16 protein-coding genes are annotated in these 18,219 nt (G+C 42.0%); 10 read left to right on the top strand and 6 right to left on the bottom strand.

From position 1 onward, the window contains the following. Nucleotides 1-44 precede the first annotated feature (44 nt). On the top strand, nt 45-785 hold the full coding sequence (locus ACQEXU_RS05610) for a WYL domain-containing protein (protein WP_427010013.1): 741 nt from the start codon (nt 45-47) through the stop codon (nt 783-785). Between the two features lie 20 nt (nt 786-805). Further along, on the top strand, nt 806-1,033 hold the full coding sequence (locus ACQEXU_RS05605; protein WP_427010012.1) for a hypothetical protein: 228 nt from the start codon (nt 806-808) through the stop codon (nt 1,031-1,033). Nucleotides 1,034-1,141: 108 nt separating this feature from the next. On the opposite strand, the gene ACQEXU_RS05600 is transcribed toward ACQEXU_RS05605, so the two are convergent. The 4 genes from ACQEXU_RS05600 to ACQEXU_RS05585 form a co-directional block, all read right to left on the bottom strand. Next, on the bottom strand, nt 1,142-1,396 hold the full coding sequence (locus ACQEXU_RS05600) for a bacteriocin immunity protein (RefSeq protein ID WP_427010011.1): 255 nt from the start codon (nt 1,394-1,396) through the stop codon (nt 1,142-1,144). Nucleotides 1,397-1,398: 2 nt separating this feature from the next. After that, complete coding sequence (locus tag ACQEXU_RS05595; RefSeq protein ID WP_427010010.1) at nt 1,399-3,900, bottom strand: T6SS effector antibacterial DNase; 2,502 nt, start codon at nt 3,898-3,900, stop codon at nt 1,399-1,401. Nucleotides 3,901-4,324: 424 nt separating this feature from the next. Next, entirely contained in the window at nt 4,325-4,522 is a 198-nt protein-coding gene (locus tag ACQEXU_RS05590) for an AlpA family transcriptional regulator (RefSeq protein WP_427010009.1), read from the bottom strand. 355 nt (nt 4,523-4,877) lie between these two features. After that, on the bottom strand, nt 4,878-5,531 hold the full coding sequence (locus tag ACQEXU_RS05585) for an inovirus Gp2 family protein (protein ID WP_427010008.1): 654 nt from the start codon (nt 5,529-5,531) through the stop codon (nt 4,878-4,880). 652 nt (nt 5,532-6,183) lie between these two features. Here ACQEXU_RS05585 and ACQEXU_RS05580 point away from each other — a divergent pair. Further along, the gene (locus ACQEXU_RS05580) at nt 6,184-7,212 is read left to right on the top strand and encodes a hypothetical protein (protein WP_427010007.1); all 1,029 of its coding nucleotides are present in this window, start codon (nt 6,184-6,186) and stop codon (nt 7,210-7,212) included. Nucleotides 7,213-7,404: 192 nt separating this feature from the next. On the opposite strand, the gene ACQEXU_RS05575 is transcribed toward ACQEXU_RS05580, so the two are convergent. Continuing rightward, nucleotides 7,405-8,214 carry a M15 family metallopeptidase gene (locus ACQEXU_RS05575; protein ID WP_427010006.1) on the bottom strand — a complete coding sequence of 270 codons (810 nt, stop codon included), beginning with the start codon at nt 8,212-8,214 and terminating at the stop codon, nt 7,405-7,407. Nucleotides 8,215-8,449: 235 nt separating this feature from the next. Between ACQEXU_RS05575 and ACQEXU_RS05570 the strand changes: the two genes are divergently transcribed. Continuing rightward, nucleotides 8,450-9,205, top strand: a complete 756-nt coding sequence (locus ACQEXU_RS05570; RefSeq protein WP_427010005.1) for a 1-acylglycerol-3-phosphate O-acyltransferase — start codon at nt 8,450-8,452, stop codon at nt 9,203-9,205. 115 nt (nt 9,206-9,320) lie between these two features. Here the strand turns inward: ACQEXU_RS05570 and ACQEXU_RS05565 are convergent, their stop codons facing one another. Beyond that, the gene (locus ACQEXU_RS05565; RefSeq protein ID WP_427010004.1) at nt 9,321-10,724 is read right to left on the bottom strand and encodes a cytochrome-c peroxidase; all 1,404 of its coding nucleotides are present in this window, start codon (nt 10,722-10,724) and stop codon (nt 9,321-9,323) included. A gap of 444 nt (nt 10,725-11,168) precedes the next feature. Between ACQEXU_RS05565 and pssD the strand changes: the two genes are divergently transcribed. The 6 genes from pssD (at nt 11,169) to ACQEXU_RS05535 (ending at nt 18,196) form a co-directional block, all read left to right on the top strand. After that, a complete protein-coding gene (gene pssD / locus ACQEXU_RS05560) occupies nt 11,169-12,152 on the top strand; it encodes a PssD/Cps14F family polysaccharide biosynthesis glycosyltransferase (protein WP_427010003.1) in 984 nt (327 codons plus the stop codon). 142 nt (nt 12,153-12,294) lie between these two features. After that, complete coding sequence (locus ACQEXU_RS05555; RefSeq protein ID WP_427010002.1) at nt 12,295-12,987, top strand: polysaccharide deacetylase family protein; 693 nt, start codon at nt 12,295-12,297, stop codon at nt 12,985-12,987. A 357-nt stretch (nt 12,988-13,344) separates the two neighbouring features. After that, nucleotides 13,345-15,480, top strand: a complete 2,136-nt coding sequence (locus ACQEXU_RS05550) for an FUSC family protein (RefSeq protein WP_427010001.1) — start codon at nt 13,345-13,347, stop codon at nt 15,478-15,480. Between the two features lie 11 nt (nt 15,481-15,491). Beyond that, complete coding sequence (locus ACQEXU_RS05545) at nt 15,492-17,096, top strand: TolC family protein (protein ID WP_427010000.1); 1,605 nt, start codon at nt 15,492-15,494, stop codon at nt 17,094-17,096. After that, nucleotides 17,096-17,299 carry a DUF1656 domain-containing protein gene (locus tag ACQEXU_RS05540; protein WP_367987099.1) on the top strand — a complete coding sequence of 68 codons (204 nt, stop codon included), beginning with the start codon at nt 17,096-17,098 and terminating at the stop codon, nt 17,297-17,299. The genes ACQEXU_RS05545 and ACQEXU_RS05540 overlap by 1 nt, the downstream gene beginning before the upstream one ends. A 12-nt stretch (nt 17,300-17,311) precedes the next feature. Then, entirely contained in the window at nt 17,312-18,196 is an 885-nt protein-coding gene (locus ACQEXU_RS05535; protein ID WP_427009999.1) for an efflux RND transporter periplasmic adaptor subunit, read from the top strand. Nucleotides 18,197-18,219 lie beyond the last annotated feature (23 nt).

Below are 18,219 nucleotides of genomic sequence, written 5' to 3'. Positions count from 1 at the left end.
GTCCACCTCCGGTCTTGGAGCTTTGATGTATTGAGAGTGTAGTCATGAGCAATAAAACCAGCATTGAAGGGTTATCCGCTTTGCTGCACACGCTGATGCTTATTCCTCAACATCGATGGATTACCGTCAGGGAGTTGCAGCAACAGTTAGCCCTACTCGATATCCAGCGCACCACGCGTAGCATTAAGCGCTACCTCGATGAAGTCATTGTTGAGGTGTTTAATGTGGAGTGTGATTCGATGAGCATGCCTCATGTTTATCGGAAAACCTCAGAGCAATTACTGAAGTTCAACAAGCAGGAAATGCTCTATTGGCAACTGACCAACAAGTACTTACTGCCACTGGTTCCTGATGCACTGAATTATGGGCAAGGGTCCTCCTCGGAGAGAGACAAACCCTTGTCACACAAGGGTTCAGCACATTCAAAAGAGCAAGCATGGTTAACTAAAGTCCATGTATCACTGCCCAATATCTGTGAATGGAGTGACGAGCAACGACAGGTGTTGAATGCGGTACACGCAGCATTACTACACAACCGTATGCTCAAAATATCGAGTCAAGTTTTGCAGCAAGAGAAGGCGCTCATCGAACCACTGGGACTCTCGGTTCAATATGACGCGCTCTTGCTGCTTTTTCGATTATCCGGTCAAAACACGATACGTACCCTAGCTCTGCCTTTGATTGATGAGGCGAGTGTATCGACGTTTTCTTTTACCTATCCCACTGATTTCAATCTAGAGCTGTTCATGCATGAACACGCTGAAATCAGTACACCTCAAATTTAACTCACTAGAGAGAAACGACTATGAACAAATCATGTTTATTTATTATCACAGCGATTACCTTGAAAACCACCACGGCTTTCGCTGGTGGAACGTTAGGTGGCAACCCATCCGCAGATTTGGGTGCAGTCAATGTAAGTATTGGCAAATGCACTCGATACAAAATGGATGTGAAAGCGGCGAAACAGGCAGGTAAGGATGCATCAACTATCACCGTTCCTGAAGGCTGTGAAGCCGTCAAAGAAAAGTAATGCCACCAGCAACGATAAAAAATGACAATGGGGAGCGTGATTGCTCCCCATTCTTTTTTTGTCTCAATGCACTGATTTGAAGGTATATGTTATCTGTTAAAAAGCGACTTAACTCTTAAAGCAAGGTAACCCCTGCGACAAGCGCCATTCTTTGACGATTCTAACAATATTTTCTGGCGTTCCATCTTCAGAATTCTCTGGGTAATAAATCAGATCAGAGCCATCTGGATGCTCTGTCGTAGCGATAAAATTTTCTAGTAATTCATCTTGATATTCATCAGAACCTTCTGCGCTGATAATAATGTTTAGTAACTCCAAAAACTCTAACTCGGTATAATCTTCTAACCTACCATGTAATCTCATCGCTAGCCCTTATGAATGTTTATATGATTTTTAGGTGTATTAACTCTGATGTTATCAACATTGTAGACATCCCCACCATGTTGAATTTCGTTGAGGTGATGTAATTCAAATGAACGACGTCCACCAACTGTATCTTTGAATCTTGCTCGGGGAGCCTTCCCATCTTTCATCCGTTTTATATTCGAAGGAATAAATTGTTGAGCTAATATTGGGTCTTCAGATACCTCTATCCAAAAAGCCGCCCTAAACGCATCAAAACTACTGAACTCCTTATCTCTCAACTTGCCAGCAATTTGCGATGGAACTGGAGAGCCTAACCCTTCACTCGCTCTCTCTAGCCAGATCCCTGTAATGTCTTCACCCCTTCCTGTTACTACCCCAGATTCATCACGTGCAGTTTTTCGGAATACTAAGTAGAGAGGAGGGAATCCTGCATCCGCAGGAAAAGTCACAATATACTCAGCAAGATCTTCCTCAGGATAGAGGACTGTACCAATCTCTTGTTGATGCTCTTCGATAGGACGAACCCAAATATTGTGAACATCAAGCTGGTCATTTTCAGGCAGAACCGTATCGGGTGTCAGCACATCCGTTGAGCCATCCGGTGTCCACGTAATACTAATACCGTTATCTAGCTCCGCAACAAAGTGTTGCCCCTGTTGCACCGCTACGCGCTTCGCAACACGGTCACCATAGGCATTACCCTCACCCGTTTTGATACCCACAACTTGTTGCTTGCCATTTTCGTCCGTGTACATATTGAAGCGTACACGCATCGTCGTAGTGTCATCACTGGCAAAGTCTGTATTCCCCTCTAAAGTTCCATCACCAAGCTGAGAAGGCCATAAGGCCGCAGCGAGAAAGCCCCCCATTCGAGCAAAACCCGTGAGTGCCTCTCCTGATATTGACCACGCGCCCATTGTATTCGTCGTACTGGTGCTTAGAATGCCCACGTTCGTCGTCGCTGTATGGGCCGAAGTCGCCAGCAGCGCCACCTTACCATAATCGGTTGCTTTAGAAGCAGTGGTGATGGTGGTTAAATTCGTGACGGGCAACTCTTTCTCGAACAGACTATCGCTGTTTATCGCCTTAAACTGAGTTCCCGATATGAAAGCATCCGAATGTGCATAATGAGTATTCGCTAAGCAACTGTAGGTACAAGGAGTAAGCGGAGGTAAGGCGGTTTCTTTTTCCGGAGAGCTCTGTGCTTGCTCGACAGCCTTAACGATAAGTGTATCCCCAACTTTCAACGACATTGGGTCAGCATTGTACTGCGAATTCAAATCAAGAAGCTGTTTGGTTGGCAAGCCATATTGCTCAGCTATCGCTCCCCATGATTCTCGTTGATGGGTATCTGAGTCTGTAGCAACGGTATGCCTTTCAGGTTTACTTTCTTCTTTAGCCGTTTCGACATTTTGAGCAGTTTGTCTTTCGACGACAAGCTGCTTGGGTGCAGCAAGCAGTTTGTTGATATCTAGCTTGATACCATGCTGAGCTAACCAATCGTCATTAAGGTTATCGAGTTCATTTCGGGTGATTTGCTTTTCTAAATACACCAGATGTTGGTTCTCAACTTCTTTCCCTGCGAGCTTCCAGTAAACCAAAATAGCACTTTGATAACGATTGTAGCCCTGCTCATCGTTTAATCGTTCATGAATAGAAAATGTAGCATAGAACGACCATTTACCATCACCAAGCAACTTGTACTCTTGAACTAAACGGTTGTTGTAGAAATGGTAGTAGTAACCTTCGGTAGGCAGTCCTAAACGCTCTCCTAGCTGCACAGAAGGTACGACAGGAATAAACGCCTCTCGAACTCCACCTGAGCCTATAGGCTTAAGCTTCGCATTGTGAGGCACACTGATACCCATTGGGATAGCCGCTACGTTAGCCGTTAACCTTTTCGGTTCATCAACGGCAGAATAAGCGGTATATTTTGTACCGTGTTCAGTGACCGCCGTCTGCCACCGTCCTATCACACCTTCTTCTTTCGTCTTAGCCAGCTCAAACGAGCAGCCTACGCTTTTTCTAAACGTCTCATCAGAACAAGCTACTTCAAAACAGTACTCATATTTCAGTTTCGGTGGAGCATCAGAGGTATCCGGCTTAACAGGCTCTGGGACATAAGTCTCTTCAATGTTGGGAGCATAACCTGCCGAGCTTCGATTTGGCGCAGCGCCACCAGCCGCTCCACCAGACATCTTAGCTCTAGAGAGAAAGGCATTCTTTGCTTCCGGCGACAGTGCCTCTTGTCCTTCAGCAGACAAGCTCCACGATTTACTCATTCCGTCTCTGAGCAACACGGGCTTAGAAGGGGTATCCGTTAATAATGCCAGTTCCCCACTTTTAAGCTTGTTCATAAAGTTAGCGAAGTTCACTCCACGAGGAAGTGCTGAGCCCAGTGCTTTTTCCGTTAATCTCTCTATATCACCCTCGACTTGCCCAAACTCACTCGTCATCAGTTCAGTTAGCCGTACTACTCGATAACCCACAATCAACTCCACCCACTACTTTCAATGTGGCCTATTCTACCTAAGTGATGGGGATTGAAGCATTTTTAACCATCAGTTCAAGGGACAAATTGTAGACATTGTGATTTTTATTCACTGGACTCTTTCATTTTAATAACCACTTAATCATTAAGTGAATTTACTACTCTGCAATGCAGCAGATTTATTCCAAACAAAAAATAGAACACCGCTTGAAAGGTGCTATCTCCCAAACAGTGTCCTCTCGTTTTAGTCAGCTTTTGCCCCTTCGACAGCTAACAGGTATACCATGTCATTACCTTTATCACCTGAACGGGCTTTGACCTTAAACACCTCTCCGTATTTCTTTGAACGCAGTTCGTCGATTTGTTGCCATAGAAAAAGGGCGCCTAACTCTGCTTAGCCAGCGCCCTATAGATGGTGTGATTTGATGTTTGTATTACTGAAAAGATTCTTGGTTATCTCGCTTACTGAGACATAATTCCATCCATTCCTCGATTTCACTTTCTACCCATGCAACAGCTCTATCACCTAAGCTAATCGTTGTAGGGAAACCTTCGTCCTTCATTTTGCGATAGATAGCTGAACGGCTAAGGGCTGTTTTCTCCATTACTTCTTTTAGTCTTAAAAATCTCATGGGAAATCTCCTATCTGTATATACCCATGAGAAAAGCCGTCACAGTAAAAAAGTAAGTTTTCGTGCCACCACTGCTTTATGCGTGGTACTTAAAACACAATAGACTTACTTAGATTTATTCATATCTTCACCGCCTCGCCTTAGGTTGTTACTATAAAAGTGAAAGGCCGTCCCGTAGAATTAGCAAAACCCAAATTAACAGAGAGTTCGGACAATTTTAGGACGACTTTCACCATAAACTCATACTTTGTTTCTAATACATTTCTAAGGGGGCCTTAAGCTACTCACACGATAGTCAACCTTCTCTTTTCAATCTAAATCCGATACCAGATATACCTTATTGATGAAAAGCCGTTTACCTTCGGCTGGTCCCAAAGTTCTTCTTCCTATTGCCATATTCTTTAGTTCTTACTTTTGCAAAATAGCTAATCCTGTAAAACAGCCTTTCTAACTCCCTATCGAACTGCTCAGAACCTCGCTTCAAGTAATACGTAGGGTTTTCGGGAAAGTGAACTAAAAATGAAGACTCTTCCACATCTACATCAAGGGCTGTTGCCCATGCTTTTTTAATCATGTGGGAAAGGTTACCGCTGCTTTGATAACTCCCAAGAAAGGCATAACTATCTTTGTTAAAAAACAAAACCATATGGTAGTGTTGATTCAACGCAGTATCCTTTTCTTTTACCCATGCATAACGAACCCTGCATTTATGAACTCGCTTACCGTTTCGTTTTTTTCGCTTGGAGTCAGCTTCTATCTGAGAGATCAGTGATGCAATAAACTCAGATATCACTAGTGAGTTAGATCCGGCTAAATATGAACCAATTCTTAAGTCAACTCGTACCGCTGTTGTTCGAGGGTGGTCTTCTAATGCCTTGTCTATAGTTTCGTACATTCTAGATAGATAGTTAACGATAACACCTTCGTCGCATTGCATTATTCGCAATCCATTAAAGCTTCTTCTATACGTTATTCCTAGGTTTCGATTTCGTTTGTGTCTCTTGTTCATTGTCTATACCTCTATGTTGTTTTCACATAGGTATTGGTGACAATGTAATTTTTAATGGTGTTACTAAAGCTTATACATACTAGACAAACCGACATCAGAGATTTATGAATCGACTGAGCCTATAAAGTCCCAGAGAACTTTCAATCGAATTGCTGCTTACCAAGCATAAAAGTACCTTACAAAGCACAAAAACTGATGATAATGGCAAAACATTCAACTCTGACATAAAATGAATTTTGCATAACTTTTCATTTCTGATATAACTGCTCGTATGAAATAACGGCTACCGTTATTTTTTACAGGATGATACATAGAGCATTACTAAGAGTACTGATTCTTTCTATACAGTTGAAGTTCGAACAAAGATAGATTCTTCCATTAGCTCCTTCACCACAAACGTAAGTTTCCGAAGTGAACATTTGAGAGGGATCGCCATAAAACAAAAGATAGCCGCTATATCACCGACACAATTCCGACACTCATCCTGCTTATTTCAGTCACAAAACATACTAATTTCCGTCGTAAAACCGATAGTTTCCTGATAACTTAACTTAACTATTTTAATAATGGTATTTAGATAGAAATGAGTTACTCTAGCTTCAAAGCATACTCTAACGACACCGAAAGAAACCTTAGGACATACATAAGGTATTTGAATAAAAATTCAGATAAAGGTGATGTTACGGCAGTCGAAAATTTACATAATCTGGACAAGAAAAAACTCAAGAATATTTTCACAGAAGAAGTTTCTAAAAGGCTAGACATCACGAGTGATGACTTGAAAGAAGGAAGACTCGACTATGACGTTGAGGCTGAACTTGGGCAAATATTAATAGATTTATATGATTTAAAGACCGAGACATCTTATGTAGAAAGCAAGCTGACTTGGGTTACAGAAAGCGAAAATACTAGGGCCGCTTATTTTTTCTTGTCTGTGTTTAAGATGATGGTTAAGAATAACGAACGCTATTTTTCTTATCCTGCTACCTACCTATCTACTTGTGAGAATACCAAGGGAGATACTGATGAAGATGAACCACATCAAGAAGGATCTAGAGATAGCTCTTCAAGTTCTCTAAATCGTATTGGGAATATTCGTAGAAGTAAGTATTTTAATCTCGCCAGAAACATAGATACGGACTTTGAAGCCATAAATAGTGTGCTCAAAATTTGTCCTAACAAAAGTGATAGTTTTAGGGGTGAGTTAATGGAGTGCCTCGAGAACTATAGTACTCATCGAGATTTTATCGGGGAGCAAGGTTTTACAGAGATAGTTGATTCTATTGAAACAGTTTATGACAGAATGGTTAGAGAACTATCCACAATAAACTGGGATATACTGAAAGAGAAAGATGAAAAGATGGTAGATTGGTTATATGCGATATTGACCAAAAAATATGAATACATACCTCTTAGCCCAACTGAAGATCTAGAGAAGAAAAAGTCAAGCATTCGAAATATCATTGATATCCTCTATGTGACTAATGAAAAAGAAGACTTCGAAAAAATAACCAAATATGTTAGAGATAGTTTTTCCAGAAAGAAAAATTCTCTAGCTGTTTGCACGATAGAGCTGGATCAAGAACACCTAGATAAACTAGTTAAACTAGCTGGTGGATCTAAGGGTAAGGTAAAGATTCAGAAAACGCTATACAAGTTAATTGATTCAGCTTGTAAGTAAGGCCAATTATTTTTCCTATTACCAGATTTCTTAGGAACCAAAGTAGGAACCAAAATAAAAATCAAACCATGATTTGTTCTTAATAATCAAATAGCTAATCTACAAGATCAACTTACGCCAGCCCACCAAACGTTTGGAAAGGGCCAACTCGAAAGAGTTGGCCCTTTTTGTATTCTGCGTAACGAAAGAAAGTCAAAAAACCTTAACCGTTTTATAAGCACACAACGCTCGAGCCCGCTCTTTCCCTTTTGGCTCTTGCTTAGCATAGCAGTCGCGGTAGCTATCGACATATTGGGTAAACTGGGCAAAGGCTTCCTGCTTTGGCATTTTGAGTAACTGTTGTATGAAACGCCTTGACCCCACTTCAAAGTGCTGAGTATCAATGGGAGAATTCCAATCCCCTCCCCAAATCAAAAAACCGTGATGGGCAAATAATTCAACCACCTCTTCTGCCATTCCATTCCGCTTAAGTTCCTCTCTAGCGCGAAAATGGGCACGATTGACATATTGAGTCGCAGATTGAGGGGGAATAACCGTAATTTGTCCGTTGCTGTTAAACTCTAAAAACGGATTTTGAACAGGGTTAATGTCGATTGCTACACCATAAGCATGCTTAGACCAGCTTCCGCCACCAGTGATCGGGCGGGCATTAAATGCACTACTATTATTCGCCGCCATCGATGCATTATCATCTCCTTTAAACTCTCGCATTAAGCGGGCGGAATGCAAAGGAAACTGACGCTGTTTTAGCTCTGAAAAAATTTGCTCAACAGAAGGAGCAACGACATCCAGTACAATCATGTTGCCTTGCTTGGTTTCTCCGGCAAAGTTGATGAAATCAAAATCTACTTTGACTAAACGATCGCACCCAACAGGCGCACCCGCACTCAAGACTCCATGTTTTGTCATCATTTCACACTGCCATTGCGAAATAGGAGCAATCTCAGCGTAATTAACATGGCTGAATAATAAAGCGACAAGAAAAATAAACCCTTTTTTCATGCTCTCACCCAAACAAATATCATCAGGCGACACACTACTCGCTTTTTACATGGGTTCAAAGAACACCCAAGTAATTTCAGATAAAAATGGTTCACTCTCTGCAATTTGAGAGACTCAGCCGCACTCTCTACGTCTCGTTTGGAAAAAAATGTTGCACTTTAGTTAAATAGAATGAAAACTCTAAAATATTCATCTTTAAACAAGTCGATGCCTATCTAGAGTTAAGGAGTGCGTTTTGCTTGCTATTATTCGTCTATTCTTAGCGGCACTTTTTGTGGTCATTACCACATTGTCAGCGCTGTTATATTGTTTATTGAGCCCCCGAAATCCAAAGCATGTTCATACATTTTGTCGCTGGTTTAATCAGTTACATAAATTAGTTGGATTGCGCCTCATTCAAAGAGGGCTCGAACATGCTCCGACACCCGCAAACAGCGTATACATATCTAATCACCAAAGTGTGTTTGATTTTGTTACCGATCCGGGGATGCTACGCCCACGTACCGTATCATTGGGCAAGAGAGATCTGCTCTGGCTACCCTTTTTCGGTCTGTTGTATTGGATCACAGGTAATATTTTGATCAACCGAGAAAACAAAGCTAAAGCAAGAGACACCATAAAACAAGTGGTTGAAGCCATTCAGCAAAGAGACTTGTCAGTCTGGGTTTACCCAGAAGGAACACGTAGTAAAGGACGCGGCCTATTACCGTTCAAAACAGGGGCATTTCGTATGGCGATTGAAGCAGGCGTACCTATCACACCTATGTGTACCAGCACCACCCATCAAAAAATTCAGCTAAACCGCCGTGATAATGGTGTTGTGATAACCGAAATGTTAGCGCCTATTGATGTTTCTACATACAGCGTGAATGATGCACGCCTATTGGCAGATCGTTGCCATGCACTCATGGCAGCAAAAATTGTGGAGTTAGATGAAGAAGTTGCGCGTATCGAAGCTCATAAAGAGCAAAAACTGAAAGAAGCAAAATAACACTCTGACTTTACATAAATATATTCATCACTCGCTCTTTGATACAAAGAAACCCGACCATGAATTTCATAGCCGGGTTTACTCAGAGCCAAACAATGACAATTATCGAGCTGCTTTAGTTAAGCAATTTACCATTGTATTCACCCGTTAAGGTTTTTAGGTATGCCGTAATCTTGTCTGTTTCCTGTTGGTTTAGCTCGACACCGACCTGATATTTTGCCATATCAAAAACCGCTTTCTCTAGCGTTTCTGCCTGACCATCATGAAAGTATGGCGCAGTCAACGCAACATTACGCAGAGTAGGTACTTTAAATCGGTGCTTGTCATTTTCTACTCGAGTGACATTGTAGCGCCCCATATCCACTTCCGTGACTTGACCGCGGTCAGCAAAATAATCGGCTTTCAGACCCATCACTTCAAAGCCTTCTCCTCCCATTGCTTCACCAACGTGGCAAGTGTCACATTTGTACTGCTTAAACAGTTGATAGCCTTCTAACTCTTGTTCAGTCAGTGCGTGCTTATCACCTTTCAGGTACTGGTCAAAACGGCTATTGGGTGTCGTAAGTGTCTTTTCGAACTCACTAATAGCCCCGGTGATCGTCGCTTGGTTAACCAGCCCACCGTAAACCTTGTCAAATTGTGCCTTTAGCGTCGAATCATCACTCAATTTTGCGATGATCTCACGCCAGTCTTGTGACCCCATTTCGATAGGATTCAAAGGAGGACCTCCCGCTTGTTCTTGCAGGTTATGAGCTCGGCCATCCCAAAATTGCAGACTGTTATACACCGCATTGTAAACAGTAGGGGCATTAATCGGCCCCTTAGCACCTTTAATGCCAGAAGACGTAGTTAAGTGATCCACTCCCCCAGCCTCTAAACGGTGGCAACTTGCGCAAGACAAGGTGTTATCCCCAGAAAGACGCGTGTCATGATAAAGCGCTTTACCTAGTGCAACTTTGTCTTTATCGACATCGAACTGCGTATAAATTGGCTGTACTGGTTCACGCTTAAATTCAACTGAAGCCGGAGAATTCGCGTGGCGTTGCAAACGTTTTTCAGCAACCCAACCAAGTAAAATTTGGCGTTCTTCTTCAGATAAGTCAGAGCGCCAATGCATTGATAGATAGGCTTTGGGAGGCATTGAACCATCTTGTAACACTCCTTCTATTTTCGCGAGGGCAACTTCTGAAACTGGCTCTTGAGCATGAACTTGTTCCAATACTGGCTTAAGTTGAAAATGGCGTAACCCTTGAGCAACGTCATGTTCCATCAAACTCTTCGCGACAGGGAAGTTAGCGTAAAATGGCATTGGGCTGTTTGGTGTATGGCAGTAACTACACCCATTATCTGAGAGAACCTTCATGGCCCGATAATCCAAACTCGTTTCAGAAAGTTGAGAATACGTTGAGAGCTTAGACATCGCGAGTCGTTGATCAGATTTATCAACAAAAGCGACGGTAGATAAATATCCAATGATGCCAAGGCTGACTGCTCCCAGCGCAAATAGTTTTTTATTCATTATTGTTACCTCCAATTTGCGTCGCACAAATTAGTGGCATTCCCATACAGAAACAAAGGAAATAAAGGAATAGAGTTAATCGAGAAAATCTATCTTACTTTTAAGCCATATCTAACTCTTTGAATGGCGTAGATATAAAAAATAATTTAAATAAATCACAACAATTAGAAAACAAAAAAAGTCTAATTTTCATTGATTTACATCAAGTCCTATATCAAGGCCTTTCGTCATTAGGGAGCGAAAGAAAGGATATTTCATAAGTTTAAACTGCTTATGCCCTACCTCTCTCATTTTTAAAACGGCATCAAGATCCCAATAACTCAGGCAATGAAAAAACGTATACTCCATAGCAATTTAGTTCTGTTAACAATGCATGAGTTTCTGTCCACAACGCGTTGAGCTCTATTTCGCTCCCTACTCAGAAATTCATCAAAGAGGTTATGTATGAAAATATGCTTAACTGCCAATAGTGGCGGGCATATCAATGAAGTGCTGCAGCTTAAGTCTTACTACCAAAAGCATGAATATTTCTTCATTACTGACGAAAGTAAGATGACACAGCATCTAGCTGAAAGTGACAAGGTGTACTTTGTACAGAAGTTTATCTTTAAAGAAGTCGTTCAAAAGTTTCAATTACTACGACCTATCAACAATATATTTCAGTCTTTGAAGATCTTTTTAAAAGAGAAACCTGATGCCGTCATTACCACCGGAGCTGGTACGTCATTTGGCGCAATTGTTATCGGGAAGCTACTGCGTAAAAAAATCATTTTTGTAGAGTCCGCAGCTCGCGTCAATACAACGTCAACATTTGGAAAAATAGCAGGTAAGTTAGCGGATCACACTCTTGTTCAATGGGAAGACACTCGCAAACTATTTAAAGATTCAGAGAACATTGGTCTAATCTTCCCACTGGATACCGTAACTTGTGACGAACCAACTCCCATAAAAAAAATATTTCTAACAGCAGGCACTTATAAAATTCCGTTTAGCCGTATGTTTAAAGAGGTAGATAAACTGGTTGAACGCAAAGAAGTCAAAGCTGAAGTCGTCGGCCAAATCGGTACCTCTGATTACATCCCAAATAACTATCAATATTTTGACTACTGTGATCAACCAACACTGCACAATAATATCGAAACAAGCGACCTAGTGATTTGCCAAGGTGGTTGTGGCTCTATCATGGATTCATTATTAAAAGGCAAGCGTGTTATTGCTATACCTCGATTAGTTGAGCATGGTGAATACTTCGATGATCACCAAGTTGAGCTTATTAAAGAACTTGAACGTTTAGGACTAATTTTAGCTGTATACGGCAATACAGAAGATTTAGGTAAGATGATACAACAAGCTGAATCATTTAAACCTAATATTGAAAATCTAAAGGCACCTGTATTTGATGAATATCTTACAAAGTACTTGTCATAAATAAAATTGGTAGTAGTCATACATAAAGCATATGTGTGGCTACTTAAATGAATAGTTTAAAGTAAATAGTACAATGTTATTATATACATCAACAATCAATTATTTGATAATAAAATAATATATTAAAAAATATTTATTATTTATGAATCCCATATTATTAATTTTCTTTATCTTTGTTGTTTATTATTTTATCCCTCATATTTTTAAAAAAATACAAGTTAAATCTTTTTCTACTAAAGTAGAAAATTCTCAATCTGTGTATTTGACCTTTGATGACGGTCCTACAAAGGAGTCTACCGTTGCGATTCTAAATCTATTGAATGAAGAAAAAGCTAAAGCCACTTTTTTTCCAACAGGTAAAAATGTACTCTCTCATCCTGAAGTGACGGATCGAATCATAAATGAAGGTCATAGCATCGGATCGCATAGTTTTGCACACCCCCATGCATGGAAAACACTACCCATAAAAACGTATATGGATTGGAAGAAAAACCAGAAGGTATTCAATTCAATATTAGGGAAACGCTACACATCATATAGGCCTCCATATGGAAAATTTAATTTTGTCTCTATGATCATGTTTATGCTCTCTCCACAAAAAGCCATTTTTTGGACAGTAGATCCTGAGGATTACGCAAAAGATAACCCAGAAGAAATTGCCAAAATGGTCATAGAGCAATTAAAACCAGGCAGTGTTGTATTGCTTCATGATGCACGAAGTGAAAGTGGACAAAGTGATCCTGAAGTAACATTAAAAGCTCTTAAATTAATTCTGAATCATGGCAAAGAAAATCAAATTAACTTTGAAACTATTGATCATATTTATCAGTCATAAAATTATTTCAAACTCAGCGACTTTAGTTTTAATTGAACATAATCGTTGGGTTTGATTTCATATCATCTATTATTATTGATTCATAAAATCAATAATAACCCATCAACATTCGTATCAAAAATAAGAACTCTCACAAGTATTTAAACCCTTCTTTATTTTTTATCTTATATTTCAATAAGATCATTTTCTTTGTTGTAATTGAACGCCGTATTTTTTGACAGTTTACTTACATAAAGTCGTGTCGCATTCTCTAGAATTGGTCGCTTTGTAACCTATGGTTGAAATATATTTCAGCTTTATTCCACTTATTTGTCCAACAGCGAATTCATGTTATTGGGCTAACTTTGAAACTAAACGATGAACGAAAAATTACGATTTGCCACCAAAGTTGCCCTTAGCCTGACATTGGCGTATTTAATCCCATTTGCGATGGGATGGCCGCAAGCTTCAACGGCAGCAACAACCGTGATGTTGATTGCCTCAACGGGAGGCCAGAGAGAGTCTCTCGCTAAAGGCACACTGCGAGTTATTGGCACCCTTGTGGGCGCCGTGGTGGGATTGCTGTTGGTCGGTTGGTTTGCCCAAGACAGACTGCTCTACATGCTGTCTGTTTCTTTAGTTGTTTCCGTATTATTTTACTTCCGCAATGCGTACTTAAAAGATCCTACACTCTTCATGCTCACAGGCGTGATGGCGTTGATGATGTCGAATGGCGGTGATGCGAATGGTGCCTTTATCTACGGTATTGATCGCGCTTACATGACCATATTTGGGGTAATCATCTATACCTTAGTGGGTACTTACCTCTTCCCTACCCCAACCGAACAAAACTTAAGGCAGTTGGCAGAAACCTTACTGGCTGCGCAAAAACAACTGTTCGTTCGAATTTTAGAGAGCAATGAAGACCTCAACGAGTCAGAAAGTGAAGAAGTAACTCCCGAGTTGGCCACTTTGGTGGATGAGGTGTTTAATGCCCAAACCGCTCTCGAACAACGTTTTCGTTTGATCAGTAAAGAGTGCAGCGACATCTCTAGCTATCATCAAGAATGGCAGTCTGCACTGCACCATAGTAAGCAAATTACAGAGCTGTTGATTGCCACTGCACACAGCGAGTTTCATCAGTCAGAAAACCAAGCTTTTATTACTGATTTCAGCAACCATATTGACGCGATTCACTCATTGTTTGAAGTGTGTAATACCGTATGGGATGGCAACTCGCCTTATTATCAAGCGAATGAAAAAAAAGCAGAACTCAACACGACGACACTACAAGAGACTGGGCATCTACAAAAAGGTGCGGTGTTAACACTCACTTACGTCATCAACCAGCTTCACCTTAACTTATCACGCTTAGCAGAGAGCATTAGCTGCATTGATTCCGTCACCAATACTCTCTCTTTCCAACAACCCAAAGCAGCTAAAGCGGCACGTTTTTTATGGTGGGACGCTGAAAATTTTAAAACCGCTGTCAAAGTGTTTGTCACTTATTGGGCATCCTCTTTAATTTGGATTTATTTCAATCCTCCGGGAGGTTACAGCTTTGTCATCTTCTCGACCATGTATATGTCGCTGCTGTCCTTTATGCCCATTCATCCAATTCTGTTGTTGGTGCTCTTTACCTTTGGCTTCTTGTTTGCCGTCCCCGCGTACGTATTCATATTACCGCAACTCACGTTTTGGCCAGAGTTGACAATCTTTATCTTTCTCTACACCTTTGTTGCCTTTTACCTGTTTAAAGGCCCTATCACCATGTTCTTTTTGATGGGGTTATTTATTCTTGGGTTAGATAACAATATGTTCTATCACTTCGGCATCATTATGTCGGTGATGACACTGTTTTATCTAGTGGGACTGGTGATCATCGCTTCACATTACTTCCCATTTTCTACTAGACCTGAGCACTTGTTTCACACCCTTCACGAACGATATTTTCGTCATGTATCTCAGTTATTTGCGCTGCCAGCGACCAAGAGCTCTGCGTGGGTGCGACTCAAACGGACCATTCACCTACAAACTCTAAACGCTTCTGTCAAAAAGCTTGCCCTTTGGGGCAGCAAAATTAACTTCAACTATTTTGACCAAAACAGCGCAGAAAAGGTGGCCGCTTATACAAGCAGTTGTCAGGCATTGAATCACCATATTGCCCTATTGAAAGGAGCAGAGAAGCACCTAGGTGACAACCCATTGGTTACGCAAGCTCGCAGTCAACACAGTGATGACACCATTCCACAAATTGCGCATGCGTTCTCTCTCAAGCCATCGGTTGAAAGCCTAACCGCTACTTTCGCGAAAAATCAGGATGATTTGGATGTTTACGAAGCGCGAATTGAGCACTTCTTTCAGCAATTAGATTTATCCCAATACCAAAACAAAGATATTGCCGGTTTTTATATCTTGCTGAATCTGAAAAGCAACGTGCTGGACGCACTGACGAAGTGCAAAGGGGCTTACGCAGAAATCAATTGGGCCAATCTACAGCAAAAACGTTTTTAATGAGGCTAGCGATGAAAACAACCTTCAAACCTTTGATGTTATTACTGCCTCTGAGCGTTTTAACAGCGTGTAGTACTGTGGGGCCAGACTATCAGGCGCCTCAACAATTTGAAATGCCCCAGCATTGGGCGCAAAGCCATCTGGAATCAGAAGTGGAATCGGCCAAATGGTGGACTCAGTTTAACGATGCAACCCTCAACAATTTAGTCATGCTTGCAGGAAAGCAAAACCTTGATCTTGAAGCCGCAGGCCTGCGTATTATGCAAGCGCGCGCCGCACTTGGTATCTCGACGGGCTTACAATATCCGCAAGTTCAACAGGTATCTGGCGATCTGGCTCGCGCTTACCAAAACGAGCACTCGTTCAATAATGCCGCTGCAAGTTTTGATGCTGGTTGGGAGCTCGATATTTGGGGAAAATACGCTCGCGGAATTGAAGCGGCCGAAGCGGCTTATTATGCGTCTATCGCCTCCTATAATGACATTACTGTCGCCATTACCGCAGAGGTTGCGCGTAACTACATCAACTACCGCACCTATCAAGAAAGAATTCTCCTTTCTAAGCGCAACATTGCAATTCAAAAACGAGTTGTAGATATCACTCAAATTCAGTTTGATTCTGGCAACGTAACTGAACTCGACGTACAACAGGCCAAAAACCAGCTTTATGCTACGGAAGCGGCATTACCAGCACTTGAAATCGCTAAACGTCAGTCGCGCAATGCACTTGCTCTTTTACTCGGCAAGTTACCAGAAGAAGTCGAACCGCTGCTCAATTCAGCTCAGTTGACGAAACAAGTCGCACGTTATGAGTCCAGCTTCCAAACCACAGGCAAAAAGCCAGCCCTTTCGGGAGATGATCATCACTCATTGGTTCCTCGCGCGCCACAAGTTAGCCCTGAAATCTCAGCGAACTTAGTCATGCGTCGCCCAGATCTGCAAGTGGCTGAACTGCAAGCTCGAGCACAGAGCGCCAAAATAGGGGTTGCACAAGCAGCACTATACCCAAGCTTTTCCTTACTCGGCTCCATTGGGATCAATAGCACTGTCCAGAGTGGTCACAGTTTCAGCTTTAGTGACTCTCTCACCTTAGTTGCAGGGCCAAGCTTTAGTTGGAACATTCTCCAATACGGCCGAGTGGAAAGTAATATTCGTCTTGAAGATGCTCGCTTTCAAGAAACCTTGAGCAAGTACAACAAAAAGGTATTACAGGCAGTTCAAGAGGTCACCAACGCTATGGACGCCTACCAGCTCTATCGTCAACAAAAAGAGCTGCGCCTTCGTTCGGTCAACTCATCCATTCGCGCCTTCAACATTTCGATGACTCAGTATGAAAACGGCCAAATTTCATTCGAACGACTGCTAAATTCGGTCGAAAAGATGACACGGAGTGAAGACAGTTACGCCCAAATTAAGGGGAATGTCGCCAATCAGGTTGTCGCACTATACAAAGCTCTAGGTGGCGGCTGGCAAGCTCAAGCAGGAAAAGCGTTTGTCAGTGATGCCATTGCTGAACAAATGCGTACTCGCACCGACTGGGACAGTGAACTTGATGAAACAAAGCGTACCCTTCCCGTACTACTTTCACCGACTCAACCAGACAAGGAGCAACCCTAATGCCACATGAACTCGCTTGGGGAGATGTGTATTTCTCACCAGTGTTATTGGTAATGGTGATGGCACTCAGCGCAACTTGGCTGAGCGTGATCCTCCTAAACAAGAGCCGGATTTCACGGTTTATCGCCTTTCCATCACTGACTTTTCTCGCCATCCTCGTCGTCTACGTGGTGGTGATAGACAGCTTTATTTTACGTTTTTAGGTAGCTAACAAGATGAAGAAGAAACTTATCATTGCTTTAAACCTCGTCATCCTAGGGGGAGCCATCTGGCTAGGCTACCTAAAGTATGAAGAATATTTCAGCAACCCATGGACTCGCGATGGTCAAGTTCGAGCGAACGTGATTAAAGTCGCGCCACGCGTCTCGGGCCCAATCATTAGTGTCGCGGTACGAGATAACCAGAAAGTTCACGCGGGTGATCTGCTGTTCGAGATCGACCCAACACAGTATCAAGTCGCGCTATCACAAGCGGAAGTAGCACTTGAGCGCTCTAAGATCAGCTCGGAAGGCAAAAAAATTGAATATGATCGATTAAGAGACATTCGAGCAAAAGACCGTGGCGCGGTATCACATAAAGATCTCACTCGTCGTGAAATCGCTTATGAAGAGTCATTGCTTCAGATAAAAGCAGCGGAAGAGAAACTTAAAGCGGCAAAGCTAAACTTTAGCTACACCAAGATCTACGCTTCAGTCGATGGATACGTCTCTAACCTTGATATCCGTACCGGAACCCAAGCGGTAGCAAACCAACCATTACTTGCGCTGATCGACAGCAACAGTTTTTGGGTCTTTGCCTTTTTCCGTGAAAGCCAACTCGCTCATATCAAAGCTGGCAACGATGCCAAGGTCACCTTGATGTCTCACCCAGACTCCCCTATCGATGCCAAAGTGGACTCAATTGGATGGGGTATCGCACCGAAAGATGGCACGGTTGGCTACAACCTATTGCCCAATGTGAACCCAGTATTTCAATGGATTCGCCTAGCACAACGCATTCCTGTGCGTATCCAACTGGAAGAACTCCCTGAAGACGTCCAACTCAGATTTGGTTTATCCGCATCCATCATGGTGATGCAAGACAGCAATGACGAGCAGTAGTCACGGCAAGAATTCAGAGGTTC

It is taken from the genome of Vibrio sp. TRT 21S02, assembly GCF_050113675.1.
Classification (GTDB): domain Bacteria; phylum Pseudomonadota; class Gammaproteobacteria; order Enterobacterales; family Vibrionaceae; genus Vibrio.
The sequence above is the reverse complement of the archived record's forward strand: the minus strand, read 5'-3'. Positions and strand labels throughout refer to the sequence as shown.

Coding starts and splice junctions, on each gene's coding strand:
- pssD (WP_427010003.1), top strand. CDS start 11,169: ATGAAAATATGCTTAACTGCCAATAGTGGCGGGCATATCAATGAAGTG.
- ACQEXU_RS05605 (WP_427010012.1), top strand. CDS start 806: ATGAACAAATCATGTTTATTTATTATCACAGCGATTACCTTGAAAACC.
- ACQEXU_RS05565 (WP_427010004.1), bottom strand. CDS start 10,724: ATGAATAAAAAACTATTTGCGCTGGGAGCAGTCAGCCTTGGCATCATT.
- ACQEXU_RS05555 (WP_427010002.1), top strand. CDS start 12,295: ATGAATCCCATATTATTAATTTTCTTTATCTTTGTTGTTTATTATTTT.
- ACQEXU_RS05600 (WP_427010011.1), bottom strand. CDS start 1,396: ATGAGATTACATGGTAGGTTAGAAGATTATACCGAGTTAGAGTTTTTG.
- ACQEXU_RS05575 (WP_427010006.1), bottom strand. CDS start 8,214: ATGAAAAAAGGGTTTATTTTTCTTGTCGCTTTATTATTCAGCCATGTT.
- ACQEXU_RS05535 (WP_427009999.1), top strand. CDS start 17,312: ATGAAGAAGAAACTTATCATTGCTTTAAACCTCGTCATCCTAGGGGGA.
- ACQEXU_RS05545 (WP_427010000.1), top strand. CDS start 15,492: ATGAAAACAACCTTCAAACCTTTGATGTTATTACTGCCTCTGAGCGTT.
- ACQEXU_RS05610 (WP_427010013.1), top strand. CDS start 45: ATGAGCAATAAAACCAGCATTGAAGGGTTATCCGCTTTGCTGCACACG.
- ACQEXU_RS05590 (WP_427010009.1), bottom strand. CDS start 4,522: ATGAGATTTTTAAGACTAAAAGAAGTAATGGAGAAAACAGCCCTTAGC.
- ACQEXU_RS05585 (WP_427010008.1), bottom strand. CDS start 5,531: ATGAACAAGAGACACAAACGAAATCGAAACCTAGGAATAACGTATAGA.
- ACQEXU_RS05550 (WP_427010001.1), top strand. CDS start 13,345: ATGAACGAAAAATTACGATTTGCCACCAAAGTTGCCCTTAGCCTGACA.
- ACQEXU_RS05540 (WP_367987099.1), top strand. CDS start 17,096: ATGCCACATGAACTCGCTTGGGGAGATGTGTATTTCTCACCAGTGTTA.